At 64.8% G+C, this 25,982-nt stretch carries 31 protein-coding genes, 3 tRNA genes and 1 pseudogene; 8 read left to right on the forward strand and 27 right to left on the reverse strand.

The features are described 5' to 3' along the window. Positions 1-5: 5 nt before the first annotated feature. Positions 6-605 (reverse strand): TetR/AcrR family transcriptional regulator, encoded by a 600-nt coding sequence (locus tag DSM43276_RS18410; protein WP_078327809.1) that lies wholly within the window; start codon positions 603-605, stop codon positions 6-8. 63 nt (positions 606-668) lie between these two features. Between DSM43276_RS18410 and DSM43276_RS18415 the strand changes: the two genes are divergently transcribed. Together DSM43276_RS18415 and DSM43276_RS18420 are read left to right on the forward strand one after the other, a co-directional pair. After that, positions 669-2,261 carry an FAD-binding oxidoreductase gene (locus DSM43276_RS18415; protein WP_078327810.1) on the forward strand — a complete coding sequence of 531 codons (1,593 nt, stop codon included), beginning with the start codon at positions 669-671 and terminating at the stop codon, positions 2,259-2,261. 5 nt (positions 2,262-2,266) lie between these two features. Continuing rightward, entirely contained in the window at positions 2,267-3,145 is an 879-nt protein-coding gene (locus DSM43276_RS18420; protein WP_078327811.1) for a diacylglycerol kinase, read from the forward strand. Here DSM43276_RS18420 and DSM43276_RS18425 read toward each other — a convergent pair. Continuing rightward, on the reverse strand, positions 3,142-4,086 hold the full coding sequence (locus DSM43276_RS18425) for a class I SAM-dependent methyltransferase (RefSeq protein WP_078327812.1): 945 nt from the start codon (positions 4,084-4,086) through the stop codon (positions 3,142-3,144). The two genes, DSM43276_RS18420 and DSM43276_RS18425, sit on opposite strands and share 4 nt — an antisense overlap. Before the next feature lie 128 nt (positions 4,087-4,214). Between DSM43276_RS18425 and DSM43276_RS18430 the strand changes: the two genes are divergently transcribed. Next, on the forward strand, positions 4,215-4,913 hold the full coding sequence (locus DSM43276_RS18430) for a YciI family protein (RefSeq protein WP_078327813.1): 699 nt from the start codon (positions 4,215-4,217) through the stop codon (positions 4,911-4,913). Between the two features lie 38 nt (positions 4,914-4,951). After that, positions 4,952-6,169: an RNA polymerase sigma factor gene (locus DSM43276_RS18435; protein WP_078327814.1), complete on the forward strand. Its 1,218-nt coding sequence runs from the start codon at positions 4,952-4,954 to the stop codon at positions 6,167-6,169. Here the strand turns inward: DSM43276_RS18435 and DSM43276_RS18440 are convergent. The 14 genes from DSM43276_RS18440 to DSM43276_RS18505 form a co-directional block, all read right to left on the reverse strand. After that, positions 6,166-7,869 (reverse strand): sensor histidine kinase, encoded by a 1,704-nt coding sequence (locus tag DSM43276_RS18440; protein WP_078327815.1) that lies wholly within the window; start codon positions 7,867-7,869, stop codon positions 6,166-6,168. The genes DSM43276_RS18435 and DSM43276_RS18440 overlap by 4 nt on opposite strands. A gap of 45 nt (positions 7,870-7,914) precedes the next feature. Beyond that, entirely contained in the window at positions 7,915-8,565 is a 651-nt protein-coding gene (locus DSM43276_RS18445; RefSeq protein WP_078324067.1) for a response regulator transcription factor, read from the reverse strand. A 65-nt stretch (positions 8,566-8,630) separates the two neighbouring features. Beyond that, positions 8,631-8,828 (reverse strand): hypothetical protein, encoded by a 198-nt coding sequence (locus tag DSM43276_RS18450; protein WP_078327816.1) that lies wholly within the window; start codon positions 8,826-8,828, stop codon positions 8,631-8,633. 152 nt (positions 8,829-8,980) lie between these two features. Beyond that, the gene (gene rplA, locus DSM43276_RS18455) at positions 8,981-9,691 is read right to left on the reverse strand and encodes a 50S ribosomal protein L1 (protein ID WP_078327817.1); all 711 of its coding nucleotides are present in this window, start codon (positions 9,689-9,691) and stop codon (positions 8,981-8,983) included. Positions 9,692-9,796: 105 nt separating this feature from the next. Beyond that, on the reverse strand, positions 9,797-10,228 hold the full coding sequence (gene rplK / locus DSM43276_RS18460; protein ID WP_078323442.1) for a 50S ribosomal protein L11: 432 nt from the start codon (positions 10,226-10,228) through the stop codon (positions 9,797-9,799). Positions 10,229-10,311: 83 nt separating this feature from the next. Then, the gene (gene nusG / locus DSM43276_RS18465; protein WP_078327818.1) at positions 10,312-11,097 is read right to left on the reverse strand and encodes a transcription termination/antitermination protein NusG; all 786 of its coding nucleotides are present in this window, start codon (positions 11,095-11,097) and stop codon (positions 10,312-10,314) included. Between the two features lie 24 nt (positions 11,098-11,121). Further along, positions 11,122-11,520 (reverse strand): preprotein translocase subunit SecE, encoded by a 399-nt coding sequence (gene secE / locus DSM43276_RS18470; protein ID WP_078327819.1) that lies wholly within the window; start codon positions 11,518-11,520, stop codon positions 11,122-11,124. Positions 11,521-11,590: 70 nt separating this feature from the next. Then, positions 11,591-11,663 (reverse strand) — tRNA-Trp (locus DSM43276_RS18475). Between the two features lie 167 nt (positions 11,664-11,830). After that, positions 11,831-12,301 carry an FAS1-like dehydratase domain-containing protein gene (locus DSM43276_RS18480; protein WP_078327820.1) on the reverse strand — a complete coding sequence of 157 codons (471 nt, stop codon included), beginning with the start codon at positions 12,299-12,301 and terminating at the stop codon, positions 11,831-11,833. 3 nt (positions 12,302-12,304) lie between these two features. Continuing rightward, complete coding sequence (gene hadB / locus DSM43276_RS18485) at positions 12,305-12,736, reverse strand: (3R)-hydroxyacyl-ACP dehydratase subunit HadB (RefSeq protein ID WP_078323439.1); 432 nt, start codon at positions 12,734-12,736, stop codon at positions 12,305-12,307. Further along, on the reverse strand, positions 12,736-13,206 hold the full coding sequence (gene hadA / locus DSM43276_RS18490; RefSeq protein ID WP_078327821.1) for a (3R)-hydroxyacyl-ACP dehydratase subunit HadA: 471 nt from the start codon (positions 13,204-13,206) through the stop codon (positions 12,736-12,738). Before hadA ends, hadB begins: the two co-directional genes overlap by 1 nt. A gap of 97 nt (positions 13,207-13,303) precedes the next feature. Continuing rightward, entirely contained in the window at positions 13,304-13,471 is a 168-nt protein-coding gene (rpmG, locus tag DSM43276_RS18495; RefSeq protein ID WP_030096611.1) for a 50S ribosomal protein L33, read from the reverse strand. Positions 13,472-13,508: 37 nt separating this feature from the next. Beyond that, a tRNA-Met gene (locus DSM43276_RS18500) sits at positions 13,509-13,585 on the reverse strand. 38 nt (positions 13,586-13,623) lie between these two features. Beyond that, a tRNA-Thr gene (locus tag DSM43276_RS18505) sits at positions 13,624-13,696 on the reverse strand. A gap of 127 nt (positions 13,697-13,823) precedes the next feature. Between DSM43276_RS18505 and DSM43276_RS23950 the strand changes: the two genes are divergently transcribed. Then, on the forward strand, positions 13,824-13,946 hold the full coding sequence (locus DSM43276_RS23950; protein ID WP_268807838.1) for a hypothetical protein: 123 nt from the start codon (positions 13,824-13,826) through the stop codon (positions 13,944-13,946). Between the two features lie 126 nt (positions 13,947-14,072). Here DSM43276_RS23950 and DSM43276_RS18510 read toward each other — a convergent pair whose 3' ends face one another. The 9 genes from DSM43276_RS18510 to DSM43276_RS23955 form a co-directional block, all read right to left on the reverse strand. Next, entirely contained in the window at positions 14,073-14,330 is a 258-nt protein-coding gene (locus DSM43276_RS18510) for a DUF7218 family protein (protein ID WP_078328002.1), read from the reverse strand. A gap of 182 nt (positions 14,331-14,512) precedes the next feature. Next, entirely contained in the window at positions 14,513-14,758 is a 246-nt protein-coding gene (gene mbp1, locus DSM43276_RS18515; RefSeq protein ID WP_078327822.1) for a microaggregate-binding protein 1, read from the reverse strand. A gap of 152 nt (positions 14,759-14,910) precedes the next feature. Further along, positions 14,911-15,468, reverse strand: coding sequence for a Dps family protein (locus DSM43276_RS18520; protein WP_078328003.1), 558 nt, complete (start codon positions 15,466-15,468; stop codon positions 14,911-14,913). Positions 15,469-15,549: 81 nt separating this feature from the next. Beyond that, complete coding sequence (locus DSM43276_RS18525; protein ID WP_078327823.1) at positions 15,550-16,185, reverse strand: SAM-dependent methyltransferase; 636 nt, start codon at positions 16,183-16,185, stop codon at positions 15,550-15,552. Further along, positions 16,185-16,952, reverse strand: coding sequence for a PIG-L deacetylase family protein (locus DSM43276_RS18530; RefSeq protein WP_078327824.1), 768 nt, complete (start codon positions 16,950-16,952; stop codon positions 16,185-16,187). Before DSM43276_RS18530 ends, DSM43276_RS18525 begins: the two co-directional genes overlap by 1 nt. After that, positions 16,949-17,890: an acyl-CoA dehydrogenase family protein gene (locus tag DSM43276_RS18535; RefSeq protein WP_078327825.1), complete on the reverse strand. Its 942-nt coding sequence runs from the start codon at positions 17,888-17,890 to the stop codon at positions 16,949-16,951. The genes DSM43276_RS18530 and DSM43276_RS18535 overlap by 4 nt, the downstream gene beginning before the upstream one ends. Continuing rightward, positions 17,887-18,651 (reverse strand): glycosyltransferase family 2 protein, encoded by a 765-nt coding sequence (locus tag DSM43276_RS18540; protein WP_078327826.1) that lies wholly within the window; start codon positions 18,649-18,651, stop codon positions 17,887-17,889. Before DSM43276_RS18540 ends, DSM43276_RS18535 begins: the two co-directional genes overlap by 4 nt. 245 nt (positions 18,652-18,896) lie before the next feature. After that, positions 18,897-20,414 (reverse strand): bifunctional aminoglycoside phosphotransferase/ATP-binding protein, encoded by a 1,518-nt coding sequence (locus tag DSM43276_RS18545; RefSeq protein ID WP_211196737.1) that lies wholly within the window; start codon positions 20,412-20,414, stop codon positions 18,897-18,899. Between the two features lie 225 nt (positions 20,415-20,639). Next, positions 20,640-20,813, reverse strand: a complete 174-nt coding sequence (locus DSM43276_RS23955) for a hypothetical protein (protein WP_157896003.1) — start codon at positions 20,811-20,813, stop codon at positions 20,640-20,642. 23 nt (positions 20,814-20,836) lie between these two features. Here DSM43276_RS23955 and DSM43276_RS24110 point away from each other — a divergent pair. The 3 genes and pseudogenes from DSM43276_RS24110 to DSM43276_RS18555 all read left to right on the forward strand — a co-directional run. Further along, positions 20,837-20,936, forward strand: a pseudogene (locus tag DSM43276_RS24110) (universal stress protein); the annotation flags it as partial. A gap of 153 nt (positions 20,937-21,089) precedes the next feature. Beyond that, positions 21,090-21,521 (forward strand): hypothetical protein, encoded by a 432-nt coding sequence (locus DSM43276_RS18550; protein ID WP_412458619.1) that lies wholly within the window; start codon positions 21,090-21,092, stop codon positions 21,519-21,521. Positions 21,522-21,711: 190 nt separating this feature from the next. After that, entirely contained in the window at positions 21,712-21,957 is a 246-nt protein-coding gene (locus tag DSM43276_RS18555) for a hypothetical protein (RefSeq protein WP_136629121.1), read from the forward strand. A 26-nt stretch (positions 21,958-21,983) separates the two neighbouring features. Here DSM43276_RS18555 and DSM43276_RS18560 read toward each other — a convergent pair whose 3' ends face one another. Together DSM43276_RS18560 and DSM43276_RS18565 are read right to left on the reverse strand one after the other, a co-directional pair. Then, positions 21,984-24,593, reverse strand: a complete 2,610-nt coding sequence (locus DSM43276_RS18560) for a LuxR C-terminal-related transcriptional regulator (protein WP_078328004.1) — start codon at positions 24,591-24,593, stop codon at positions 21,984-21,986. A gap of 103 nt (positions 24,594-24,696) precedes the next feature. After that, positions 24,697-25,821: a catalase family protein gene (locus DSM43276_RS18565; protein ID WP_078328005.1), complete on the reverse strand. Its 1,125-nt coding sequence runs from the start codon at positions 25,819-25,821 to the stop codon at positions 24,697-24,699. Positions 25,822-25,982: the final 161 nt, after the last annotated feature.

Here is a 25,982-nt window from a genome sequence, read left to right on the forward strand (position 1 = left end):
GCAGATCAAGCCGTGAGATATCCGTCGATGGCAGTGGCCAATTCATTCACCAGCTCATCCGGCGAGAGAATGTCGGCGACGATGCGCGCCGACTGGAGAACCGATTGGCCGATCAGCAGCACCATCGCCGCCATCTGCTCGGGGCCACCGTGGCGAATCGATCCGTCGGCCTGGCCCTCGGCGATGAGCAGCGCGGTCCAGCCGACGAGTGCGCGCTGGCTGGTGCCCAACCGCCGCACGATGTAAGTCAGCAGGAGTTCGGGATCGGAACGCAGGATTGCCGCGAAAATCGAGTGCTCACGCACCTGGGTGACTAGACCTGTCACCGACTGGACCAGGCGATCGCGCGCGTGCCCCTGTCCGGTCGCGGGCAGGATCGAGGCCATTTCCCGCGTCAACAGATCGGCGACCAGGGAGCGCACATCGGGCCAGCGCCGATACACCGACGGACGGCTGACACCGGCACGCTTGGCGACCTCCACCAGTGTGGTGCGACGCACCCCGAACTCGGTGACGCAGGACAGCGCGGCATCGAGGATGCGTTCGGTGACGGGATCCGCCGGGATCTCCGCGACCCCAGCGACGTCTGTCGTCTCGACCGTCATGTCACCTCACCTTCACCAGAAGATCTGCGTTACAACTTGCCATCGTATGTAATACTGTAACGCATGATGGAGTGGGACGCCTGGGGCGTGGCCGAAAAACGACAGACTCTCTCACCTCAGGTGAAGACGCTCCTGGCATCTGCGCTGGGCATTCCCGAACGGGATCCGGTCAGCCGCGACGAATCCACCGTCACCCTGTCCCCCAGCTCTCTCACCCAAGAGCAGTTGACCGCCCTGTCGGATCTGCTCGGCACCGAGCATGTGCGCACCGATCACGGCGCCCGGCTGCGGCATTCGGGCGGCAAGAGCACACCGGACCTGCTGCGCCGGCGCTCCACCGGCGTCCAAGAGGCGCCCGACGCCATCGTCTACCCGGCATCGCACGACGAGGTGTCCACGCTCCTGGAGCTCTGCGGTGAGCAGGCCATCGCGGTCGTACCGTTCGGCGGCGGCACCAGCGTGGTCGGCGGGCTGGACCCCGAGCGCGGCGGATTCACCGCAGTCATCGCGGTGGACCTACGACGGATGTCCGGTCTGGTCTCCCTTGACGAGGAATCCGGAACGGCGGTGCTGCTGCCCGGAACGACAGGGCCCGAGGCCGAAGAGCTGCTTGGCGCCCAGGGCTTTTCGCTCGGACACTTTCCGCAGAGCTACCGGTTCGCGAGCATCGGCGGTTTCGCCGCCACTCGCTCTTCCGGGCAGGCCTCCAGCGGATACGGGCGCTTCGACGCGATGGTGGATGCGGTCCGGATCGCCACACCGCGCGGAGATCTCAATCTGGGCAGGGCGCCCGCCTCGGCGGCCGGCCCGGACCTGCGGCAGCTCTTCCTGGGATCCGAGGGCGCACTCGGCATCATCACCGAGGTGACCGTGCGCGTGCACCGACTCCCCGAGGACACCTGGTACCAGGGTTGGTCCTTCCCCTCCTTCGACGCCGGTGCGCGGGCGCTGCGCACACTCGTGCAGGCCGATGCGGCGCCCACCGTGCTGCGGCTGTCCGACGAAGCCGAAAGCGGGCTGAATCTCGCTCTGGCCAAAGACATCGGCGGCAAGAACCCGGCTCCGGGCGTACTAGCGATCACGACAGTCGAGGGCACGCGCGGGCACGTCGAGGCCCGGTCGGCCGAAGTGGCCGCCGTTCTCACCGCTGCGGGCGGAACCGCGCTCGGCGACGAACCCGCCAAGGCCTGGGATCACGGCCGTTTCGATGCGCCGTATCTGCGCGATGCCCTCATCGATGCGGGCGCTGTGGTGGAGACGTTGGAGACCGCGACCTCGTGGCAAAACCTCGCCACCCTGCGCACGGCGGTCACCTCAGCACTCGCCGAAGCGCTTGGGGCCCAGGGCACCCCGCCGCTGGTGTTGTGCCATATCTCGCATACCTATCGCACGGGCGCCTCACTGTACTTCACCGTGGTGTGCGCGGCCGCCGAGGATCCGATGACCCAGTGGAGCACGGCGAAGAAGGCGGCAGGTGATGCCATCGTCGCCGCGGGTGGCACCATCACGCACCATCACGCCGTCGGACGCGATCATCAACCGTGGCTGGCCGACGAGGTCGGTGAACTCGGCATCGAGATCCTGCAGGCGGTGAAGCGAACCGTCGACCCGCGGGGAATTCTCAACCCCGGCAAGCTGATTCCCGTTAGCGAGTAACGCCGATGACCCACCTCACCGTCCTGACGAATCCGGCCGCAGGCCACACCGCAGCGCAAGCAGCCGAGGCTGCCATCGCACATCTGCGCACGCGCGGGCTGACGGTGACGCACCACGCGGCGTCGTCCGCATCGGAATCGCATGCCCTCGCACAGGAAGCCGCCCGCACCGGCGCCCGCGGAATCGTCGCCGCGGGCGGGGACGGTCTGGTCAGCATCGCGCTACAGGCGGTCGCATCCACCCCGGTGGCGCTCGGCGTGATCCCGATCGGCACCGGAAACGACTGTGCCCGCATGCTGAACATCCCGCTGGGCGACCCCGTTGCCGCCGCCGACGTGATCGCCACCGGCAATACCCAGGTGATCGACGCCGGACGCATTCAATACAACGGAAACACCACGTGGTTCGCCACCGTCGTGGCATCCGGATTCGACTCCTTGGTCAACGATCGCGCCAACCGGATGCGTTGGCCTCGGGGCCGTCGCCGCTATGACATCGCCATGGCGTTGGAGGCCGCGAGGCTGCGGCCACTGCCGTTCCGCATCGAATTGGACGATCAGGTCATCGAGACCGATGTCACCCTGGTCGCGGTCGGCAACGGAACCTCATACGGCGGCGGAATGCGCATCTGCCCCAACGCCATTCTGGACGATGGGCTACTCGACGTGACGGTGGTGGCGGCCGGTGGGCGGCTGCGCCTGCTGCGGCTCTCCCCCACCGTCTACCAGGGCACCCACGTCGACCTGCCCGAGGTGAGCACCTTCCGGTCACGGCGAGTCCGGCTGTCCGCCGACAACATCACCGCGTATGCCGATGGGGATCCGGTGGCACCACTGCCGATCGATATCGATGTGGTTCCCGGCGCCCTGACCGTCTTCGCCTAGCTGGTCTTCTCCGCGATCAGGAATGCGGAGTTCGGGGTCGCGTCGGGCAGATCGGCGGGGATACCCCGACCGTGACGCTCCAACAGGGCGATCGTGGTCTCGCTGGTCACCTGCCATCCGCGGCCGGCCAGGAACTCCCCCGCGTCGGTACGTTCCTCCAGATACCACAGCTCCGCCACATCGGGAATGTCCTGGTCTTGGATATTCTCGGCGGCACGCCGGAACACCTGCCCCCGTTCCCTTTGCCGTGCAAGTGTTTCCGGATCAAAGAAGCCTTCACCGAAGTTCTCCACCGCGACACGACTGCCCGACACACTGAGTGAATCAATCCGCTCGAACAGCAAGTCCTGGGCCGCGGGCGGCAGATACGGCAGCAGGCCCTCAGCGATCCAGGCCACCGGCTCGCCGGCATCCAACCCGCTGGCCGCCAACGCGGCGGGCCAATCGTCGCGCAGGTCCACCGCGACCGGGACATGGCGAACGCGCGCCGTCGCGCCCTGCGCATCCAGGGTGTCGGCCTTGAAGGCGAGCACCGTGGAAAGGTCTAGCTCGAACACCACCGCATCGGCGGGCCAGTCGAGTCGCCACGCGCGTGCGTCGAGACCGGCCGCCAGGATCACCGACTGACGAATACCGGCTCCGGACGCTTCGCGGAAGAAGTCGTCAAAGAACTTGGTGCGGCACGCGACATAGGACCGCATGGCGGCAATGCGCTCGGCCAATCGGGGCTCGGCCTCCAGCAGCGCGGCGGGGGGTTCCCCGTCGAAGCGGTACATGCTCCACACTCCTTCGCCGGCGGCCGCGAGAAAGTGCCCGGCGTAAGGATCACTGATCAACGGGTTCTCGCTGTGTGTCTCCGCGTCACGGGCACTGGCCACCCCCAACGCGGTGCTGCCCACACTCTCCGTGATTTCCCAGCTGTCTCCATCGCTTCGTGCCATGCGTTCCTTTGTACGCCGTATCGCGAAATTTTCGGCGGAAGGTGTCTGATGGGTGGTGCACGGTTCGTCAGACAGGTAGAGAGTGGATCGCAGAGTTCCGCTCACTGATACCGACGGAGGGCTCCACCATGCATTACCTCGCACTGCTTATAGGTCCCCAGCAGGAACGCACACCCGACGAGGCTGCTCAGGAACTGACGGACTACCTGAACTTTCAAGCCAAGGCGGCATCAGCTATCCGCGCAGGCGACGCGCTGTATCCCGAAGCCGACAGCGTCCGAATCACCGGCGGACCCGATGCCCCTGTCATCACCGACGGTCCGTTCGCCGAGGGCGCCGAGGTCGCGAACGGCTACTACGTATTGGAGGCGGACAACCTCGATGACGCCCTTGCCTTGGCACGGGATATCCCGGAGGCCAAGCGCGGCGCCGTAGAAGTGTGGCCGCTGGTCGACTGCTCCCAAGACTTCGGGGGGCAGGGGTCCACGAGTTGGCTCGCACTGCTGCTGGAGCCCGGAGAACGCGCATATGTGCCGGGCAGCCCCGAATGGCAAGCGGTGGCGGCTCAGCATGGGGTATTCGGCGAGAAGGCAAGCGGGCATATCAAGATCGCGGGACCGTTGCATCCCCCGTCCACGGCCACCACGGTCCGAGTGCGCGACGGAGAGACCGTTCTCACCGACGGCCCGTACGTCGAGGGAACCGAGATCGCGAACGGTTTCTACGTACTCGCCACCGATGGCCGCGACCAAGCCATCGAGCTCGCCTCTCTGCTGCCGGCATCCGCGGTGCAACTGCGGCAGCTCACCGGCGTCTCGGGTTTCTAGGCGAACCACATGGTCTTCGCGCACGCGTCACATCCACGATGACCAATCTGGACGGCGTCTTTCGGCGGCAGTGGGGGCCAACGGTCGCTGCCATCGCACGGTGGTCAGGGGACCTCACCGTCGCCGAGGACGCCGTCCAGGAGGCGTGCACCGACGCTGTGCGCACCTGGCCGCGCGACGGCGTACCCGATAATCCGGGCGGGTGGTTGTTGACGGCCGCGCGGAATCGGGCGCGTGATCGGCTACGGCGCGAGACGCTGCGTCCGGGAAAGGAACTGGCCGCCGTGCTCGACGACATCACCGCCCGCACCGACGTCTCCGATCCGCACTCCGTGCCGGACGACGAGCTACGGATGATGTTCACCTGCGCCCATCCTGCCCTGGAGCGAGTGTCGCAGCTGGCCCTCACGCTGCGGCTGGTATCGGGCCTGACGGTGGCCGAGATCGCCCGGGCGCTGCTGCACAGTGAGGCCGCCATAGGTCAGCGGATCACCCGCGCCAAGGCCAAGATTCGTACGGCCAACATTCCGTTGCGGGTGCCGCCCGCCGTGCTATTGCCCGAACGCACTCCGCACGTGCTCAGCTGCATCTATTCGGTGTTCACCGAGGGCTACTGGTCGACGGGCGGACCATCGGCCATTCGCGACGAGTTGTGCGATGAGGGCGTGCGTCTGGCCGGTGAGCTGTGCAAGCTCATGCCACAGGAGCGGGAAGCCAATGCGCTGGCTGCGCTTGTGCTGCTGCATGATTCGCGGCGCCTGCAGCGCATGGATCGCGACGGCGCACTAGTACCCCTCGATGAGCAGGACCGTGCCCGGTGGGATCGCGATCGCATTGCCCGCGGGCTGAGTCAGTTGCGACAAGCTGCGGGATCGACCGGCCCCTACCTGCCGCAGGCGGTGATCGCCGCGCTGCATGCCACGGCTCCAACCTGGGAGGAGACCGATTGGCACGCCATCTGTCAGGCCTACGACCGGCTCGCGATCATGACGCATTCCCCTGTGGTGCTAGTGAATCGGGCGTTGGCGATCGGCCTGCGCGACACCCCCGACGCGGGACTGGCGGCGCTGGAGAAGGTGGCCCACGATCCACGCCTAGCGCGATCGAATCTGGCGGCTACCGTCCGCGCCGATCTGCTTCGGCGTGCCGGCCGACATGCTGAGGCCGCCGACTGGTACCGGACGGCCTTGTCCACCAACGGATCCGATCCGGGACGCGAGTTTCTGCGGCGCCGCATCACCGAATGCGGCGGCTAAGGCAGCGGTGCCGACCACACCAGCCGGGTGCCGCCGGTGTCCATCGCCGACACACTGAACGTGCCCCCCGACTCCGCGGCCCGGTTCGCCAGCCCGCTCAGGCCGCTGCGTGCGACCACGTCCGGCACCCCGATGCCATCGTCCACCACGTCGATCACCAACTCGTCGTCCACGGACACCGTCACCGACAACTCCCGGGCGCGGGCGTGCCTCACCACGTTGCTCACGGCTTCGCGCACCACGGCCTCGGCGTCACCGGACGTGCTGGCGGGTATCACATCCAACGGCCCGCTCATGCGCACAGATACCCGCAGCCCGGTGTCGGCCGTGAGCTCGTTGATGGTGGAACGCAATGTGGCACGCAGGGATTCGTCATTGGTGTGCAGATCAAAGATCGCGGTCCGGATCTCTTGGATCACGTCGTGCAGCTGATCGATGTGGTCGGCGAGGCGAGCCGCCACCGTCGGATCCACGGACCGGCGATGAGTGCTCTGCATCGCCAGGCCGACGGCGAACAGCCGCTGAATGACGTGATCGTGCAGGTCACGGGCGATGCGATCACGATCGGCCAGCACATCCAGTTCATGTTTGGCCAGACGGACCTCGGCTTGCTCCAGCGCCAGCGCCGCCTGCCCCGCGAAGGAGGCCGCCATATCGAGCTGCTCTTCGTCGAAGGCCACCGATCCCACCGTGCGCAGCAGGATCAACACCCCCGCCGTCGCACCCCCTCCTCCGAGCGGAAGTACCAAGGCGGGCCCGAACGCTAAGTCCGTGCCCTCGGCCAGGTTAACCTCGAGCCGGCCCACGTTCCGCGGCTCATGATCGACAAAGGTGCTCCCGGAGGTTGACCCGTCGACGGGGATCACCTTCTCGCACAGTACTTCTGAACCATCACCTTCGCAGACTGCCACCACCAGCTCGGCAGTGTCCTGCTCGTCACCGACGGGCAGCGCGATGAACGCGAAATCTGCCTCCGCGAGCAGTGCCGCACTGGAAGCCACCAGGTGCAGTGCCTTGCCCGGGTCCACCCCACCGAGCAGCTCAGCGGTGATATCCGCGGTGGCACGCTGCCATTGCTCACGACGCCGGGCATGCTGATAGAGGCGGGCGTTCTCGATCGCGATACCGGCCGCCCCCGCCAGCGCCCGCACCACCACCTCATCGTCCTCGGTGAACTCCTGTCCATCGAGCTTCTCGGTGAGATACAGCCGTCCAAATACCTCGCCGCGCACCTGCACGGGCACACCCAGGAAGGTCCGCATGGGCGGGTGATTCGCGGGGAACCCGACCGAGGCCGGGTGTGCCGCGATATCCCGCAGCCGCAGGGGCTTGGCTTCGTCGATCACGACGCCAAGCACACCGTGTCCCGTGGGCAGCGGGCCTATTAGCGCGCGGGTCGCCTCGTCGATACCCTCGTAGACGAACTCCGCCAACTTCTCATCCGATCCCACGACACCGAGTGCACCGTACCGGGCACTAACCAGCTCCGATGCCGCACAGACAATTTCCCGCAGGGTCGCGTCCAGTTCCAGCCCCGAGCTGACAGCCATGACGGCGTCAAGGAGGGCGTCCATACGCCCCCGCGTGCCATCGACAATCTGCTCGATCCGGCCCTGCACCTCCGCGAGCAATTCACGCAGTTGCAAATGGGCCAGCTCCGCCGTCACCCGATTGGGTTGCGCACCAACGTCCTCCACCACAAATCAACTCTCGCACACCCTGACCTGGAGTGACCACGAACCCCGTCAGCCCTGCGGTCCCTGATTCTCACGCGAGAGTTTGGTAGCCAGTACGGCAACCTGTGTCCGACGTTCGAGGTCCAGTTTGGTGAGCAGACGCGAGACATAGTTCTTGACCGTCTTCTCCGCCAAGAACATTCGTTCCGCAATCTGGCGGTTTGTGAGCCCCTCCCCGATCAGTTCCAACAGCGTCCGCTCCTGGGCGGTGAGCCCCGCCAGCGGCGACGGGTTGTCGGCCGCCGCGCGCAACTTGTTCATCAATGCGGCAGCGGCCCGGTTGTCCAGCAGCGAGCGTCCTGCCCCAACGGTGCGGACCGCGGAGATCAGCTCCATTCCCTTGATGTCCTTAATGACGTAGCCTCCGGCACCCGCCATGATCGCGTCGAGCATGGCGTGTTCATCGGTGAACGAGGTGAGCATCAGGCAGTTGAGATTCGGCAACCTGGACCGCAATTCGCGGCACAGCTCAACCCCGTTACCGTCGGGAAGCCGGATGTCCAGCACCGCGATGTCCGGTTGTAGCGCGGGGATACGCGCCATTGCCTCGGCCACCGAGGATGCCTGGCCGATCACCGAGAAGTCTTCTTCCTCCTCCAGCAGATCCGCCAGACCGCGGCGCACCACCTCGTGATCATCCACCAGGAACACAGTGATCATGTCCGTCACCCTTCCGCTTGCCACACCCAGTGTGGCACCCGCGACGGAATCCAGCACCGGCATCACTACAGCCCAACCACGTATTGATCACCGATGTTCTTGTCGCTGTGCGATATCGCGGCCAGCAAGTGACGGGCCGACACGATATCCGGGATGTGCTGCGAATCGTCAGACGCGAGCAACCTGCTGTCGATCAGTGCCGACGCCTGGACCAGCGTTCCGGCGGTCACGCTGCCCTGGAGTGGAATAGAACGTGCCACCATGGCATTCCTTCCCTTCGTACCCCGTTGTTCCACGGTAGGACGGGAAGGATCCGGGCCGCTACGGTCTTTGGTCCCTACTCATGACAAAGCCCCCATTCCTCCCTCGATATGAAGGGGAAATGGGGGCTTGTGCAGATAATGTGCGCGGGAGGCTACTGAGCCTCGATGAAGTTCCGGGTCACGCTCGGGTCGACCTGAATACCCGGGCCCGTCGTGGTGGTGACGACAACCTTCTTCAGGTAGCGCCCCTTCGCCGACGACGGCTTGGCACGCAGGATCTCGTCCAGCACGGCACCGTAGTTCTCCGCCAGCTTCTCGGCATCGAACGAGGCCTTGCCGATGATCAGGTGAAGGTTGGAGTGCTTGTCGACGCGGAAGTTGATCTTGCCGCCCTTGATATCGGTCACGGCCTTGGCCACATCGGGGGTCACCGTGCCGGTCTTGGGGTTCGGCATCAGACCACGCGGTCCCAGGACACGGGCGATACGACCAACCTTGGCCATCTGATCCGGGGTCGCGATGGCGGCGTCGAACTCCAGCCAGCCGCCCTGGATCTTCTCGATCAGGTCGTCGCTGCCGACAACATCGGCACCGGCGGCCGTGGCCGCTTCGGCCTTGTCGCCCACCGCGAAGACGATGACGCGAGCGGTCTTACCGGTACCGTGCGGAAGGTTCACGGTGCCGCGGACCATCTGGTCAGCCTTGCGGGGGTCGACGCCGAGGCGCATCGCGACCTCGACAGTGGCGTCGTACTTCTTGGACGCGGTCTCCTTGGCCAGCTTTGCGGCCTCAAGAGGGGTGTACAGCTTCTCGCGGTCCACCTTCTCGGCGGCCTCGCGATATGCCTTGCTGTTCTTGCTCATTGGTATCCAATCAATCGTTGGGTTGTGGTGTGCGATGAGTCTCTTGGGTGAAGAGCATCAAACGCTGCAGGCCGAAGCGGGCCTTACCACTGGGCGTTTCGTGTCTTATTCGACGGTGATGCCCATCGAGCGCGCGGTGCCGGCAATGATCTTGGCGGCGGCGTCGATGTCGTTGGCGTTGAGGTCTTCCTTCTTCGTCTCGGCGATCTCGCGCACCTGATCCCAGGTCACCTTGGCGACCTTGGTCTTGTGCGGCTCACCGGAACCCTTGGGCACGCCGGCGGCCTTCAACAGCAGCTTGGCGGCGGGAGGGGTCTTGAGCGCGAAGGTGAAGCTGCGATCCTCGTAGACACTGATCTCCACGGGGATGACGTTGCCGCGCTGCGAATCGGTCGCGGCGTTGTACGCCTTGCAGAACTCCATGATGTTGACGCCGTGCTGACCGAGCGCGGGACCGACCGGCGGCGCAGGGTTGGCCTCGCCGGCCTTGATCTGAAGCTTGATCAGCCCGACGACCTTTTTCTTCTTCGGGGCCATGGGGTGTTTCCTTACTTTCCTTCCGTGTTCCGGCCGTTATTCGACCGGAGGTTCTGCGGACCGTCACGCGGTCCGAAGTCTTGTTAGAGCTTCTCCACCTGGGTGAAGTTGAGCTCGACCGGGGTCTCGCGGCCGAAGATGGACACCAGCACCTTGAGGCGCTGCTGTTCGGCGTTGACCTCGCTGATACTGGCCGGCAGCGTCGCGAACGGACCATCGGTAACGGTGACCGACTCGCCGACCTCGAAGTCGACCTCGATGAGCTGACGCTCCAGGCCACCGGTCTCGGCCGCCGCACCTGCGGCCTCGGCCGCTGAACCCTTGGCGGGCTTCTTGGCCGGAGTCTGCGGCAGCAGGAACTTCACCACGTCATCGAGGGACAGCGGCGACGGACGCGACGTCGCGCCGACAAATCCGGTGACACCGGGGGTGTTACGGACCGCGCCCCACGACTCGTCGTTCAGCTCCATCCGGACCAGGATGTAACCGGGCAACACCTTACGGTTGACCTGCTTACGCTGGCCGTTCTTGATCTCGGTGACCTCTTCGGTGGGCACCTCGATCTGGAAGATGTAATCGCCGACGTCCAAGTTCTGCACGCGGGTCTGCAGGTTCGCCTTGACCTTGTTCTCGTATCCGGCGTACGAGTGAACGACGTACCACTCGCCCGGCTCACGACGCAGCTGAGCCTTCAACGTGACGGCCGGGTCGGCATCCTCGTCGGCCTCCGCCTCGGCAGCCGGCACATCCGCGGTCGGCTCCTGCGCCGTCTCCTCGGTCTCGGTGCTCTCATCCACCACGTCAACCGATACAGCGGTATCCGCGGTGTCTTCTGGCTCGCTCGTAGCGTCGCCGTCGAAGGTCGTCACCGTTCGTCCTCTCTCGTCTCTCTACTACCCGAACACCAGCATGACCAGCCGGGCCAGGCCCAGGTCGATCACACCGATCAGGGTCACCATGAACACCAGGAAGACCAGCACCACCGAGGTGTAACTGACCATCTGCTTGCGGTTCGGCCAGATGACCTTGCGCAGCTCGGCAACCACCTGCTTGAGGAACACCCACAGCTGGACGATCGGATTGCGCGACGGCCCCGTCTTGTCCTTCTTGGCGGCCGGCTTTTTGGCCTTCTTCTTCACCTCACCGGTCTCGGAGGCACCTGAATCGGTGAGCTCCGTAGCCGCGATCGAGGCGTCAGCACGGCGGGTCCGCTTACCCGTCGGACGAAGCGGCTTGGTCGAGGTGACGGCCCGGTCGCTGTCGACTCCGGACTCGTCTAGCTCGTCGCTCATGCCCTTCCGTACCTCTCTTACCTTTCGGCGAGTGATCTCGTCGTTCCCTAGTGCATACCCCAGGATGTTGCAGGGGTGACAGGACTTGAACCTGCAACCTGCGGTTTTGGAGACCGCTGCTCTGCCAGTTGAGCTACACCCCTATGGCTGGCATGCCAACCCGGTTGGCCGGGGCCTCACACAACACACGCGCCTCCCGAGTACCCGACAGGCGCGTTGTGGTGGGAAAACCCCGAATCTTGAGTGTACCCCGACGCTATCCCCAGACTGAAATTGCCCGCCGATCAGCACAGACTGGCAACCATGATCTTCAGATGAGCTTGATGTCGGCCATCCGCTCCGAGTCACGACCCATCAGCGTGGTGAACGCCTCCATGACCAGCTCGCCGGCCTGGTTGCGGACGATGTTGCGGGTGGTCACGATGTCCACGCCGAAGGCTTCCTTGTGGGAGTCCACCTGGAAATCGCAGGACAGCTCGTCGCCCTCGGCGATGGGCTTGTGGTAGACGAATTTCTGTTCGGAATGCACGATCTGCATGGTTTCCATGCCGACGTCATAGGTGCGGAAGAATTCCTTCTGCACCAACAGCGCCATCACCGCCGGAAAGGCCAAGGGCGCGATAAGACCGTGATGCCCGAGTTCGGCCGCTGCCTTCGGATCGAGACTGGCCGGGTCTACCGCTTTGACCGACTGCGCGAACTCGCGGATCTTCTCGCGGCCCACCACGTAGGTCCTCGAGTACTTGTGCGTCATTCCGACGATTTCGAAACTGAGCGCCATGATTTACGCCAGCGTCGCAGTCGCGATGGCGCGTCCGAAGATCTTCTTGCCGTTGGTGGTGGCGGTCAGCGCGATGGTCACCGACTTGGTGTCCTGATCGACCGATTTCACACGACCGTTGAAGACGATCTCCGCGCCGACACCGTCATTGGGCACAGTGACGAAACTGGTGAAGCGCACGTTGTATTCGGTAACAGCCGCCGGGTCGCCGATCCACTCGGTGACATAGCCACCACCGAGGCCCATGGTCAGCATGCCGTGCGCGATGGCGCCGTCCTCGAGCCCCACCAGCTTGGCGGTCTCGTCGTCCCAGTGGATCGGGTTGAGGTCGCCGGAGACTCCGGCGTAGTTCACAAGATCCTGCCGGGTCAGCGGAATCATCTTCTCCGGCAGCTGGTCTCCCACGTTGACCGAACCGAACTCACGCAGTGCCATCAGTTGAACCCGCCTTCTTCTCCGTCTTCTGCAGTGCGCCCGGCAAGAGTCGTGATCAGCTCCTGCACCAGCTCACCCTTGTCATTGGTGATGAGGCTCTTGGTGACGATGATGTCGGCACCAAACGAGCGTCGGATCGAGTCGAGGTACACATCGCAATACAGCTTGTCGCCAGCCGTGATCGGACGCAGGAGTTTGAGTTCCTGGTCAACCTGGACGATCTTCTCGTCCTTGATCCCGATGTTTGCGTTCTCAAAAAAGGCTGCCTGAGCGGTGTATCCGAAGATGCAGAGGAAGGTCGGCGGAGCGACCAGTGAACCGTAGCCGAGAGACGCAGCACTGGCCTCTTCGTGATGGGCGAGGTGCTCGCTCTTCACAGCTTCGGCGTGCTCGCGAATCTTCTCCCGCTCGACCACGTAGTGGTCGGGGTATCGGTAGTGCGTTCCGACGAGATCTTGCGATAAAGCCACGGGGCGGAACCTACCTACTGATGTTGACCGATACCAAGTAAGGCTTGCCTATTCGTGTCGCGTTCAGACGACACGGGAAGGCCAAGGAGAAGCGCGATCAGCGCGACTCTTTGTGAGGCTGATGCGATCCGCAGTTCGGGCAGAACTTCTTCAGTTCCAGCCGGTCAGGGTCGTTGCGCCGGTTCTTCTTGGTGATGTAGTTACGGTGCTTGCACGTCTCACAAGCCAAGGTGACCTTGGGCCGGACGTCTGTGCTGGAGGCCACTGCAGTTGCCCTCTTTCGTTCGTTGACTATGTACGGGTGGTAGCGGTGGGGAGGCTCGATCTCCCGACCTCACGATTATGAGTCGTGCGCTCTAACCAGCTGAGCTACACCGCCCCGCAGACAGAGCCGGCGTTTCCGCCTTCCGTCCACCGAGCCCCCTAACGGAATCGAACCGTTGACCTTTTCCTTACCATGGAAACGCTCTACCGACTGAGCTAAGGGGGCATAAAGCCCTCACGAGGGTACCCGGTGACGTCGGCGGATCCAAAACCGCTCTACCGGGAGGCAGACCCCTCCGCTTTCAGTCACGTATCACCCCTGCGGAAGACGCTCATGCGGGTATCCGGTGGTCATGAGTGAACCAGGTCTGATCATCGCGGGCGGCGGCCCGGCAGGTGCGGCGGCGGAAGCATTCCGTGAGCACCATGAGGGCGCATCGGTACGGACTCACGTGTCGTCACGGGCTCCGCGATGAGCACCTCCGCGAGCGGTGTCTACGCCGCCGGTGATATCGCCCGGCATGGCAGTTGCATGGTTTTCCGCCGCGGTCACCGGGCGAAATAAGATGTGGCATCAGGCTTTTGAGTGGGTGCCCCGGCACTCAATGGTTTCGCAGCATGTCAATCAGCCCACTCTTGGCCAGCCGTGAGTACCCCGACATGCCAAGCTCCTTGGCACGCTTGCGGAGTTCAGCCACCGTCCAGTCATCGTAGGAACCCGACTTGCCGCCCTCACGTCCCACCGCGGAGCTCCCGCGGGCGGCGACCGCATTGGAGATCCGTGCCGCCTTCTCCTGGGAATCGCCCTGTTTACGCAGATCCTTGTACATCTTCTCGTTCTTGATCGACGAGTTCGGCACGACAATCACCTCCGTAGTAGAACGATGTCCAGTAGGAATTCCCACTGGCGTGACGCCTCAAACATCCGCCTACCTGCACTCCTCCGATTCGCGGAGAAGACAAAAGGCCCTCAGGGGCTCGCCCGAGGTGCCAAGCCAGCGGCCCGCCCCCTCTCCGGGGACGGGCCGCTGTCGATCGGTAGCTACCGTTGCGCTTGCGCTTGCGCTTCTTGGCGCGCCTCATTGACGTCCGCGGCCTTACGCGCGGCTTCGGCCTCGGCTTCCTTCTTCGCAGCCTCACGCTGCGAATCGGCCTTGTCCTGCTGCGCCTGGCCTTCACGCTTGAGGTCGTCACGGCCCGTTACCGCGCCAGCGACTTCCTTGAACTTGCCCTTTACGCCCTCAACGACGCCCTCGATACCTTCTTCGGGACCACTCTTGTCAGACATACGTTTCCTTTCCTCTTTGCAACCACGTATGCACGCGGCAGACGGTGTTCACCGTCCCTACCTACGGACTTCCCGTACCCAGTGCCCTTAAACCGCAAGGGAAGTAACCTTCAACACATGCGGCGAGCGCCTGCCACACAGACCACACCCCATCAGGTGACGAGAGCCTTCTTCTTGGCCTGAGCCGCGGCCTTCTTCTCCGTGCTCGCATCCCCACCGGCCAGCTGACCGCCGGAATTCTCCAGGTGCGCACGAACGAACCACTGGAATTTCTCGAGTTCGCCGGCGTGGCCGATCAGCAAGTCCTGAGATACAAGGTCGAGATCGTCGAGTGTCTCGATCGCCTTGCGGGTGTCCTCGATCACGCCGTCGTACACCAAGTTCAGCGCCGCCAAATGAGCCTGCACCGTGTCACGGCTGACCGAATAGTCGTCCCACGTACGGTCTTTCAGGATGGCGCCGGGGGTTCCTTGCGGCGACCGGCCCAATGCGGCGATACGCTCGGCGACTTCGTCGGCGTAACCACGTACCAACTCAACCTGTGGGTCGAGCATCTCGTGCACTCCAATAAAGTTGGGGCCTACGACATTCCAGTGCACATGTTTCAGGGTGAGGTGCAGGTCGTTGTAGGTACTGAGCTGTGTTTGCAGCAGATCGGCGATCTTTCTGCCCTGCGCATCGGAGAGCCCAGGGATAGTGAACGTGGTCATCATCAGCTCCTTCGCTATGTAGCGTCAGAACAGGACTACCCACCGGATGCCCGAGCCAAACAGGTCTTCTTCCGAGCTTTCTTATCGATCACCGTGATCCGCGCCCGGCACCCCGGTGGCCACGGCGACCGACGGCAGGAGACCAACGACGAACACGTCGATGGCGACATCGTCGTCACGGTAACGCGCGGCCTGATGCAATCCGGCCGTCGCACCAATCAGCCGGTTCGCCTCATCGCCCGTCAACGGATAATCGTCCACCGGATGACGCCAATGCGCGGCGAGGATCGTCGTTCCTTCGCGCATCCGCCCAAGCTCACGGTCCAGCACGTCGCGCAACAGGACGGCGTCAAGATAGTAGGCCACCTCCGACAGCACTACTAGATCGAAATCTTCTGCAGGCCAATCCGAATCCAACGACTGCCGATGAAAACTCACCCGGGCCGAGTGTCCACACCGAGCGATGCGCGCATGCGCGGAATCGAGCGCCGAGCCCACAAGATCGATGGCAGTGACCCGTTCGCAGCGCGCCGCCAACTGCTCGGTGAGTATCCCCACGGAGCAGCCGGGCTCGAAGACATGGCGATAGCGCGGCTTGGGCAGCATCGCCATCGTGATGGCGTACTTCCTCTGTTCATACCAGCGCTGTGCGAGTTGCCACGGATCGTCAGATATGGCGTACATCTCGTGGAAGAAGTCGTCCGGTACACGCCCCATCAGCGGAACACCGCCTCGCCAAGGACCAGGAGCCGGTTCACTACGTGCGGCGGCAGTATCGCCTCCGCATCCGGTCCCCGAGGGCATAGCTGCGTCTGGAACGCATCGGTGGCCTGCTGTTTTAGACCGAACGAGGCGTGGTCGCGGGGTACCGTGCACATCCGGTGCCAGGGCACCTCGTTGTCGTCCGGCACGGCCCAATGCCACATCCACACCGGGTACTCCAGCAGCACCGCACCGGTGCGAGTTGCCGCGGCGGCGGACGCGCGGCCAACAGCCTCGTGGTCCGGGTGTCCGTCGCCACGCCACGTCGCCGCACACCACACCCCGGGCCGTGCGGCATCGAGAATCTCGACGAGACGGCCGCTCATTTCCTCTTCACACTCGGCGAGCGCTCCGTCGGCCAGACCGAGCCTGACAGGCGGATCGAGCCCAAGAATATCTGTAGCACAGAGTAATTCAGCATGACGATCTCGCTCCAGCCAGCGGCGCTCCCTCGACGACAAGCCCGGGTACGCGCCCCCACCATCGCTCACTGACACGACGACGACATCGACTCCCCGTGCGTGCAGCCGCGATGCCGCAGAACCGAACCCCAACGTCTCGTCGTCGGGATGCGGCGCGACCAGGACCAGGGACGGGCACTCGTCGAGATCTAGGCGCGGAAATTCACGCGGCCACGCCAGCCACTCGTCAATAGACGTACCGCCGGCCGAAATTGGGCGTTCGGCGAGTCGCCCGCAGTTTCCGGCGCTGGCGACACTCATCCGGCCGCGGCTCTCCCCAAGGCCGCGAGATCACGCTCGGCATGGCTCTGCCGCACGTACATGGTCAGATCGGCGACGTGCTGGGCGTGTCTGGCGTCGAGTGCCAGTGGCCCGGGCCCCAACGCCCGGCCGGTGCGCACGATCGCCTCGTCTACAGCGTGCTCCACTACAGCTCTGACACGGCGCGCCAGGAGTTCGGTGTGGTCGCTACGAGGTTCGGCGTCTACATAGGCGGCGGCCGTCAGGAGAATGGACTCGGCCGCGGCAAGCGCCGCATCCACCGCACCGAGGTGAGCGTGTGCGTGGGGGTCACCGGAAGAGCCTTGATGATCCTCGGCGACGGCTCGATAGAGGGGCTCGGCCGCGCCGCGGGCCCCGCCAAGCCAGCAGGCCGCCACGCCCATGGCGCCGTGCCAGAAGCCCGGCCGGTCCAGGTACTGCCCAGGGCCCCCAACGGGTACGCCGATTGCGCCACTCAATTGCACGGAGCGCGTGTCACTTTCTCGCATTCCGGCGTTCTGCCAAATCTGCGGTAGCGCGGTCGCCTCCGGCTGGCTCATGTCAACGGCGTAGAGCCCCCGCGTGTTGTCCTCTCCTCTGGCAGTGATGAGCGCATGGGTGCAAGAACCGGCACCCGAACACCATGCCTTCGTCCCATCCAGCACGCCGACACCGTCCCTCTGCACGACGGTGACCATCGTGTTCGGCGCTTCTGCCGCCCACACGCCCCACAGCTGTGCCGGGCCGGGAGCAGGGCCGTCGAGTTCGCACAGAATCGCCACGGCATCGCAGTGCGCTTCGGCAAGCCGTCCCGCGGTCACGTCGTGTTGCGTCAGCGCGGCAAGCTTCCACCATCGCGCGGCGGTATGTCCCGCTCCCGGCATCGGAAGTGCCAGCTCACCGGCGTGCAGCCACCGTCGCACGAGATCGGCCGTCATCCCACACCCTCGCGGCGTGAGAAGGACCTCAGATACGCCGCAAATCCCTCGGGGGCTCTTCCGACGCGACGGGCCGACGTCTCGACCGATAGCCCGTCATCGCGATGGATTCGGTAGCTCCGTTGTTCGAACCGCTGGGCGAGATCGACATCCTCTCCGCTGCCGATCGCAGCGAATCCGCCTTCTTTCCAGTACTTGTCGGCACGAAATCCCATGTTCGCACCATGAACATGGCCATGCCCGTCGGGCTTGCGCTTCGCGCGGTATCTACTGAGGTAGCGGCGTACCGCACCTGCCGGGGTCTGCTGCCAGTTCTCCACGCGAACCACGCCAAGCACCATGTCGGCTCCCGAATCTGTCTGGCGTACCAGCCAATCGGCGTCAACCCGGCTGTCTGCGTCGGTGGTGGCGTACCACACACGATGCTGTGCCGAGGCCGCCACTGCGCACACCGTCTGCGAATAGGCAAACCCGGCCGCTCTGGCCGCACCGACATTGCGGGCTTCGACCTCGATAAAGTGCACATCGGAGCCGAACTTCCCCGCCAATCGAATGCTTTCGTCATCGCAGTCGTCCAGAACGACGACGATCAGGGTCGGCGCTGCGAAGCATGCGGCCGCAGTCACCAGCGCGTTGAGGCTTCGCGGCAGATTGGCGGCTTCATTGTGTGCAGGCACCACCACGACCGCCCGGTCGTATGCGATGGCGCGGTACGGCTCGTCACCGAGATCCCGGCGACCCAGCGGAACGGTTACCGACATGGCCGGCTTTGAAATGCAATGACGGACATCACTTCTCCTCGCAAGCTGAATCGGCCAGCGCATTCTGGGCCTCACCGTTCCGGACGTCTCATCGCGGGTGTACCCGTTCTGACGCGGTTCATGCATGGCAGCGCCGCGCGCCTGCCCACACAACGAAATACCCGGTCAGTGCATAAACAAGCGCAAATCCGGTTATCTCACGCCGAGGTACCGTCGAACGAGGGAGCAGTGATGGCCCGCCAGCTCTACCGGGGGTGGCAGGGCACCGGAGCGTACAGCGCCCGCCTGCACAATTCCTCAGCCTCGGCGGTCGACCGGTCCAGCGGCAGCCGTGTATCGATGACGTGCGCCTCGCCCCACCCGTTGTCCAATCCTACGAATTCGGCACCCAACGCGGCCGCGATATCGCCGCCGGCGTCCGACGCTCCGTCGTGACGGGTCGCCACCCGATGTTGTGCGGTGACCAGCGGCGCCGCGCACAGGAACTCCACCATCGGCGCCCCCGCCTCATAGGCCAGCTGATGTGCGCGCAGCCGATGCCGTGGATTACGCCATGTTCCGTCCAGGATGACGGTGTGGCCGCCCGCCAGGCACAGTCGCGCACGGCGCAGGACGGCGTCGTACACCACGCCCACGTTCTCCGGTGAGTACAACCCGGCGTCGAGCACGCCTTTCCCTCCGGATATCACCCCCAGCCGATGCAGCTGGTGACGCACATCGTCCGTTGAAATTATCTGAGCACCAATATCTTCCGATATCCGGCGAGCCAACGTGCTCTTTCCCGCACCTGGCCCACCGCCGACCAGCACGAGCCGCACGGTCGCGGCCCCCAGGTGGTGCAGCGCCATCGCCACATGCTTGGTGGCCCGGGAAGAGGCGGCCCGCTGCCCCTGGGTGAACCGAATGCAGTCCACCTTGGCGCGCGCCAATGCGCGGTAGGCGATGTAGAAGTGCCGCAGCGGTTCCGGCGCTGGATCCGCCGACAACTCTACGTAGCGATTCATGAAGTAGTGGCCGAGATCCCGCCGCCCCAGGAACTCCAGATCCATGGCCAGGAACGCCGCGTCGTCGAGTCCGTCCACGTGTCGCAGCCGGTCGTCGAATTCCAGGCAGTCCAGCAGCACCGGCCCGTCGGGCAGGCAGAAGATGTCGCTCGCCATGAGATCTCCATGCCCGTCGACGATCCTCCTGTCGACGACGCGCTGGGCGAACAGCACCGCCCGACCGGAAATGAACTGCGTCGCAAGTGTCCGGACCAGGCGCACATCATCTGTGGGGAGCACCGTCCCCGCGTACTTCTCCAAGGATGCCAAGGTGTCGTCCCACCGATCGACGACGGCGTCAAGAGAGCCGGCCTCGTCGATCGACGGACTGCGATCCGCCCGCGTATGGAATGCCGCCAGCACCTCCGCGATCGCGTCCAGATGCGCCGTGGTGACCCGGCCGCTCTTGGACAGCGCCGACAGCCGCGCAGAGTCCGGATAACGCCGCATCACCACGACGGGCTCACCGGGTCCGCCGTCGGGATCGGCGAGATGCGAGACGCCGATGTAGCTGTCGCCAGAGATGCGGCTGTTGAGTGCGACTTCTCGGGCACAAGCCCTTTCGCGAAGTTCCGGGGTGCTGAAGTCCAGGAAGTTGGTGGTGACGGGCTTTTTGAGCTTGTATGCCCGGCCTCCGACCAAAATGACAATTCCGGTGTGGGTTTCCCGGATCTCCGCACCGACGGACGTGGGACTGACGGTTGATCGTGATGCGCGCATGGGTCCATCGTCGCCGCGCGTGCGATCCGGATATCCAGCCATGGGCCCTCGATCCGTGGGGTCGGAAGTCACCAGTTCCTCCGTCGACAGGCTCGCTGAGTCTTCGGCACGTCAGGTACTTCGGGCTCAGTCCCGGTGACCAAGTGCCCTGTCCGCGTCCGGGTACCTCACCAAGAGTCGAGACCACCACCAGCCGGGTGGAGCCGATATGCCCAAGACCATGGTTCACGTCGACGTCAACCAGACCGCGATCCAGTCCCGCCGGGCTGCCGCAGCGCACGCCCCCTCCGCGAGATCGGTACGACCCGAAAGCCGGTGATGGTCCAGGTCGACATCCCGCTGGTAGTGGCGGTCGACGAGTCCCACGAGTCCGTCGCCCCGCTGGAGCTGGCCGCGCACGGGGCACCGTTGCGCGAAGCGCCCACGCGGCGCATGTGCAGGAATTGGTCGGCCAGAATGGGTACGGCGTGCCGGGCAGGACGCATTTCGGTACTCGTTGCCGCGCGGCAGCGGCTGCAGTAGGCACCACCCCCGCGTGGCGCCCACCGCGCGCATCACTCCCCGTTTGGGGTACCTCGCTACTCGCGTCATCGAGACCGCGCCAGATCAGGATTCTGTGTATCGCTTTTACACAACGGAACCGAAACTGCACGGCCCTTGCCGGGAGGAGTAGAAATGATTGCGCTAACGGCCCCACACAGCGTCTCGCCCGACGTCAACCTGCTCATCCTGGTTGAGGCCGGTCCTGCTCATGACCTTCGTGACCATCCAGGTGGAATCAATTCAGCTACACCGATTTTCGAGGCTGTTCGAGTCGCCGGGCACACCGTTGCACCCCTTCACGCCAATGCGGCGGGCGTGCCACCCGAGCTTCGTTCCATCTTCGTCGTCACGGCACCCGCCGGCCCCGAATTCGATCAGCTCGCCGAGCACCTGCGGACGCTCCCCGGTGTTGCGGCCACCTACCTGGAATCCATCGACGTTCGCCCTCAGCCTGCCCGCGTCAGCCCCATCCCGGTGACGAACAGCGGTCGGCGTCGGGCCGCAATCCACCGCGTCAACCGTGCCGGCCTCGAAGCTCTGCACGCGCGCAGGCTAGCCGGTTAGTACCGACAGGGAAGGGGCCGCGCGATGTGCGTCCGCCCCTCCGGCTCCACGACCATGACTCCGGGGATATCCACCAGTGCAGCGGCATTCGCGATATCGCCCCCAACGAACGAAGTAGCCCGCTACTCGTGTGGGTGACCGCCCTCCGGGCCTACGGTTCGAGAAGACCCATCACCCGAAGGAGCCGATCATGACAACGCTTGAACGACAAGCAATCCGGCAGCCGTCACCCACACCCACGACCAAGGTCGCCGCCAGCGGCACCGCCGGCGCGATCTCGGTTGTCCTGGTCTTCATCCTCGGCAAGTTCAATGTCGAGATACCCGGAGACGTCGGATCGGCCATCACCGTCCTCTTCTCCGTCGCATCCGGCTACTTGGTGCATGAGCGCATCGTTCTTCGGCAACCAGCATCAGAAGGCACCGCGGACGATTGACACGCAGCGGATCGCGTGCGGATCGCCTATTCGTGCGGGTTGGCTAGATCGCTCCACACAATCTTGGCGAGCTGATCGCGATCTGCCACATCGAGTTTGATACATGCACGGTAGATGTGGCCTTCGATGGTCCGCACCGACAGCGTGAGACGCTCGGCGATCTCCCGGTTGCACAGTCCCTCCCCGATGAGCGCCGCGATTTCACGCTCACGCGCTGTGACAGGCAGCGGACGGGCGGCGGCCCGGATCGCGGGTGTGGCCGCACCACCGCATTGGCCTGCGATCCGCAGTGCGCGCGCGGCAGACTCGGCGCTCTTGCTCCTATCCCCATCACGACCGCGCAACGCCACCGCCTGTGCCGCGGCATCTGCCGCCGAAAGCAACAGGCCCGCATTCTCGAACTCTTCACTCACCGCATCCAATGCCGTGGCATCCGAATTACCCACCGCGACCGCATGCCGGGCATATAGCCCCACCAATGGGCCATGAACCCGCGGTACCAGTGATCCGAGGCGGCGCCCCACAGTCCGGTCACCGAAACGTGCCGCATGGTGCAGGGCCTCGGCCTCCACCGCGTACTGACCGGCGGTGTGTGCGGCGTCGGCCGCGCGCCGGGCGGCGTCCACCGCCGAGCGATCCGCACCACGCGCTGCGGCGAGCCATGATTTCGCGATCAACAGCTGGGGGTCGTGCAACGCGACGAACTGCCCCGAGTGTTCCCCCGACTCGGTCAACACGCGCTCGGCATCTTCGACCTTTCCGAGTGCTGCGTAGGCTCGGGCGAGCAGAAGCCGCGCGGGCAGCTGCCACGGCAGCGGCCTTTCGGCATTGAGCGCGGCCAGAGCCTGCTCGATCGACGATATCGCCGTCGGGAAGGCGCCCCGGTGCACGGCCACCAGCCCGGCCATGATGCGCGCTATCGCCCATGCGAGAAACTGTCCAGCAGAGGAGAATTCGGTGTACTCGGCAACACGGCGGTCGGCCAGCCGGAGCTGCCCGGTGTAGACGAGGGCCAGCACGTCGCAGTAACGGACCATCACCGCGATCATGCCGTCGGTAGACCGTTTCTGGGCGCGGCACCTCGCCGCGATCGGCTCGAACTCGTCACCGCGCCCAGCGACGGGCAGCGCGAGCCCAATACCGAATGCCGCGAATTCCACTGCCTGCCGGGGAGCCTCCGGATCCGACAGCACCAGGGTCGCAGCCGCGAGCCCCTCATCGAACTGGTTCTCGTGCACGGCCAAGGCCGCCCCCGTCGCGTCGACGACCAGTTTCAGGGCGGGATGCCGCACCCGTTCACGGAGCAGTGCCATCAGCTCGTGCGCACGCTGGACATCGCCCATCGACCAGAACGCGATGGACACCAGCGGAAGACCCCAGAGGACCAGCGAGAGCTCGTCGAGCTGGTCCGGATCAAACTCCGCCAGCGCCTGCTCGGCTTCCTCGGGCCGGCCCTGCCACAGCAGCGCGCGGGAAAGAACCTCGGCCGCACGTAGTCCTCCGTCACGTTCCACCGCGCACCGCGCCAGGTGCTCCCCGACGGGCAGGTTGGACAGATACACCGCGTCTTTCGCGGCGGAGACCAAGAGGGCGGGGTCGGTGGCCTCGTCGCTGTCGACCGAGAGCTGCGCCAGCCGGATGCGCTTGGCGGCCGAGCCGATATCGCGCTCCCGCAGCGCCCGCACGAGCTGGCCTCGCAGACGTCGGGCCGACGCGGTTCCCACTCGGCGCCGGACCACCTCACCCAACATCGGATGGCTGAACCGCACATTGATCCGCCGGCCGTCGGCCTCGACCCGGACAAAGCCGGTGAGCTCCGCGCCGTCCAGGGCGTCGCCCCCGGCGATCTCACACAGCGTGTCGAGATCAAGCGGTTCACACAAGGACAGCAGCTTCAGCACGTTGAGCACATCGCCGTCCAACTGCTCGAGCCGATCTCCGAGCAGTGCGGCCAACCCCGACGGAACCACCGTGTTACCGCGCAGCTGCCACACCCCGTGCACAGCGGTCAGGGATCCAGCCTCGACAGCCCCTTCCACCAGATGCCGAAGGAACAGCGGATTACCACCGGAGGACTCCCACATCACGTCGGCGCTGAGCCCTTCGAGCGCGCCGCCGAGCACCGACTCGACGAGGCCGACGCTCTGCTCCTTGGTGAACGCCTCGAGCTCGAACCGGCGCAAGTAGTCGTCTTTCCACAATGCGGTGACCGCATCCGGAACGGGCTCGCCGCTACGCACGGTAGCCACCAGCCGGCACGCATGGCCGACGGCGATCTGATGTAGCAATGTCGCCGAGAGATCGTCCAGCAGATGAGCGTCGTCGATTCCGATAATCGGATGTGGCGTTGCGACAATAGATTCCCGCGCCGCCGCGATGAGTGCGGCCGGATCACGCGATCCGGTCGTCTGGATCCAGTGAGCGAACACGCCCAGCGGAATGCTCCGCGACGACTCGGTGCACGCCACCCAGCGAACCTGGCATTCCAACGAGTCGGTGACCGTGCGCGCGAGGGTCGTCTTGCCGACCCCGGCGGAGCCGACCAACACCACCCCACACGACACATCGTCCGCCAGCGTTGAGCGGACGGCCTCGAATTCGGTTGGGCGGTCGAGCAACTGCCAGCTCCCCGACATGGAAACTGAGTCTAGATCGCGATACCGGTTTGCGTGGGCCAGTCCGCCGGACGACTTCTCCTGCGCGGCGGGTTTGGTGATCGTAGGTGTCATCGCAACCCTCTCAGTCCGGCAGATCCTCGACCCCGGCCGGCTCCATCCGCGACACCCCGTTCTTCTCATGCCGAAAGTTGCTGGATGCCTCGTAGACTCGGAGTTTCAGCCGATTGATCGACCCCAGTGGGCGATGCGCCGCCAGGGCGCGCCAGGAGTTGAAGGACAGCACATCGTCGCCAAATACCTGCCGCTCGGCACTGTATGAATCTTGCACGGGGAAGACGATTTTGGCGATTGCCCGGTGTGGCGAGTCCGCCTCCGGCCACGCGACAGTGGCGTCCTCGAGTGGCATGGTCTTGGCATCGGTGCACAGCTGCGCTCGCAGTTCGTACTCAGCGCTGTTGTGCCGGAAGAACTCTGCGACCAAATGGCGGAGCTCGTCGTCGGCGATAGGCTCCGGCAGGAGCACCCCCTCAAGGTCCCGTACCGACGATGACAGGGGTACATAGCTGAGCTTGGCCACATACTCTCCGTACCGTAGCGGCGCCGAGGAATAGAAGGTGTCACCAAGGATGTGCGTGTTGGGGCGCACGAACACGGCCACCGATTCCGGTAGTGAGAGTCCCACGCGTGGAAGAAATTTCGCTACGCCACCGAGAAGGTTGCTACCCAGCCTGAGCGCGGTGTCCGGCAGGCGCGCTAGCAACCATGCGGTCGGCATTCCCCGCCGAAGATATGCCTTGGCGCCCGCGAAGAGGAACTCGCGATGGGTGACCAGGACGAAATCCTGGGTGGTGGCCTCGTCATCCGGGAGAGTACGTGCACCGGCGACGCCCAGGACCTTGATACCCAGGCCCCGCACGCCCCGGATCCGGTCGCTGCGCAGCAGGCCGGAGGTCGTAGACAACCTTGAGATGACCGGGTATCTACCGGGAGTCGCGAACATGCCCTGGCGCAGGTGCGGCGGTAAGTCGGGATAGACGGTCAGCTCGCCGCGCAAGATGCCGTGACTCTTCGCGTGTGCGTCGCGGACGGCATGCCGATACTTCCGGAAGGCCCGTTCGTTGTTCGTGTGCAATACCTTGATGATCTTGTCGATGGCCTCCTCCTCGCCGGGCGGAGCCACATTCATGTCCTCGTCGTACCGAAGGTAGGTATGCGTCGCATCGAGTGGTCGCTCCGTTGTGCCCATTGCGGTCCAGTCCTCCCGTATTAGTGGTCCGAGACTGTCGATATCCGTCGGACACGGTGACTTGGTCAGTGTCGTGAAGGCCGGCGGGGAGCGCACGAGTACACGACTACTCAATCCTGCGCCGCGACCGGGATCGATGCGGGTGAAATGACGAGGTATTC

Source organism: Mycobacteroides salmoniphilum, assembly GCF_004924335.1.
Taxonomy (GTDB): domain Bacteria; phylum Actinomycetota; class Actinomycetes; order Mycobacteriales; family Mycobacteriaceae; genus Mycobacterium; species Mycobacterium salmoniphilum.

Excerpts from the sequence above, each read along its gene's own strand:
- DSM43276_RS18410 (WP_078327809.1), bottom strand. The coding sequence starts at position 605 with ATGACGGTCGAGACGACAGACGTCGCTGGGGTCGCGGAGATCCCGGCG.
- DSM43276_RS18415 (WP_078327810.1), top strand. The coding sequence starts at position 669 with ATGATGGAGTGGGACGCCTGGGGCGTGGCCGAAAAACGACAGACTCTC.
- DSM43276_RS18420 (WP_078327811.1), top strand. The coding sequence starts at position 2,267 with ATGACCCACCTCACCGTCCTGACGAATCCGGCCGCAGGCCACACCGCA.
- DSM43276_RS18425 (WP_078327812.1), bottom strand. The coding sequence starts at position 4,086 with ATGGCACGAAGCGATGGAGACAGCTGGGAAATCACGGAGAGTGTGGGC.
- DSM43276_RS18430 (WP_078327813.1), top strand. The coding sequence starts at position 4,215 with ATGCATTACCTCGCACTGCTTATAGGTCCCCAGCAGGAACGCACACCC.
- DSM43276_RS18435 (WP_078327814.1), top strand. The coding sequence starts at position 4,952 with ATGACCAATCTGGACGGCGTCTTTCGGCGGCAGTGGGGGCCAACGGTC.
- DSM43276_RS18445 (WP_078324067.1), bottom strand. The coding sequence starts at position 8,565 with ATGATCACTGTGTTCCTGGTGGATGATCACGAGGTGGTGCGCCGCGGT.
- DSM43276_RS18450 (WP_078327816.1), bottom strand. The coding sequence starts at position 8,828 with ATGGTGGCACGTTCTATTCCACTCCAGGGCAGCGTGACCGCCGGAACG.
- rplA (WP_078327817.1), bottom strand. The coding sequence starts at position 9,691 with ATGAGCAAGAACAGCAAGGCATATCGCGAGGCCGCCGAGAAGGTGGAC.
- rplK (WP_078323442.1), bottom strand. The coding sequence starts at position 10,228 with ATGGCCCCGAAGAAGAAAAAGGTCGTCGGGCTGATCAAGCTTCAGATC.
- secE (WP_078327819.1), bottom strand. The coding sequence starts at position 11,520 with ATGAGCGACGAGCTAGACGAGTCCGGAGTCGACAGCGACCGGGCCGTC.
- DSM43276_RS18480 (WP_078327820.1), bottom strand. The coding sequence starts at position 12,301 with ATGGCGCTCAGTTTCGAAATCGTCGGAATGACGCACAAGTACTCGAGG.
- hadB (WP_078323439.1), bottom strand. The coding sequence starts at position 12,736 with ATGGCACTGCGTGAGTTCGGTTCGGTCAACGTGGGAGACCAGCTGCCG.
- DSM43276_RS23950 (WP_268807838.1), top strand. The coding sequence starts at position 13,824 with ATGAGTGAACCAGGTCTGATCATCGCGGGCGGCGGCCCGGCAGGTGCG.
- mbp1 (WP_078327822.1), bottom strand. The coding sequence starts at position 14,758 with ATGTCTGACAAGAGTGGTCCCGAAGAAGGTATCGAGGGCGTCGTTGAG.
- DSM43276_RS18520 (WP_078328003.1), bottom strand. The coding sequence starts at position 15,468 with ATGACCACGTTCACTATCCCTGGGCTCTCCGATGCGCAGGGCAGAAAG.
- DSM43276_RS18525 (WP_078327823.1), bottom strand. The coding sequence starts at position 16,185 with ATGGGGCGTGTACCGGACGACTTCTTCCACGAGATGTACGCCATATCT.
- DSM43276_RS18530 (WP_078327824.1), bottom strand. The coding sequence starts at position 16,952 with ATGAGTGTCGCCAGCGCCGGAAACTGCGGGCGACTCGCCGAACGCCCA.
- DSM43276_RS18535 (WP_078327825.1), bottom strand. The coding sequence starts at position 17,890 with ATGACGGCCGATCTCGTGCGACGGTGGCTGCACGCCGGTGAGCTGGCA.
- DSM43276_RS18540 (WP_078327826.1), bottom strand. The coding sequence starts at position 18,651 with ATGTCGGTAACCGTTCCGCTGGGTCGCCGGGATCTCGGTGACGAGCCG.
- DSM43276_RS18545 (WP_211196737.1), bottom strand. The coding sequence starts at position 20,414 with ATGCGCGCATCACGATCAACCGTCAGTCCCACGTCCGTCGGTGCGGAG.
- DSM43276_RS18550 (WP_412458619.1), top strand. The coding sequence starts at position 21,090 with ATGATTGCGCTAACGGCCCCACACAGCGTCTCGCCCGACGTCAACCTG.
- DSM43276_RS18555 (WP_136629121.1), top strand. The coding sequence starts at position 21,712 with ATGACAACGCTTGAACGACAAGCAATCCGGCAGCCGTCACCCACACCC.
- DSM43276_RS18560 (WP_078328004.1), bottom strand. The coding sequence starts at position 24,593 with ATGTCGGGGAGCTGGCAGTTGCTCGACCGCCCAACCGAATTCGAGGCC.
- DSM43276_RS18565 (WP_078328005.1), bottom strand. The coding sequence starts at position 25,821 with ATGGGCACAACGGAGCGACCACTCGATGCGACGCATACCTACCTTCGG.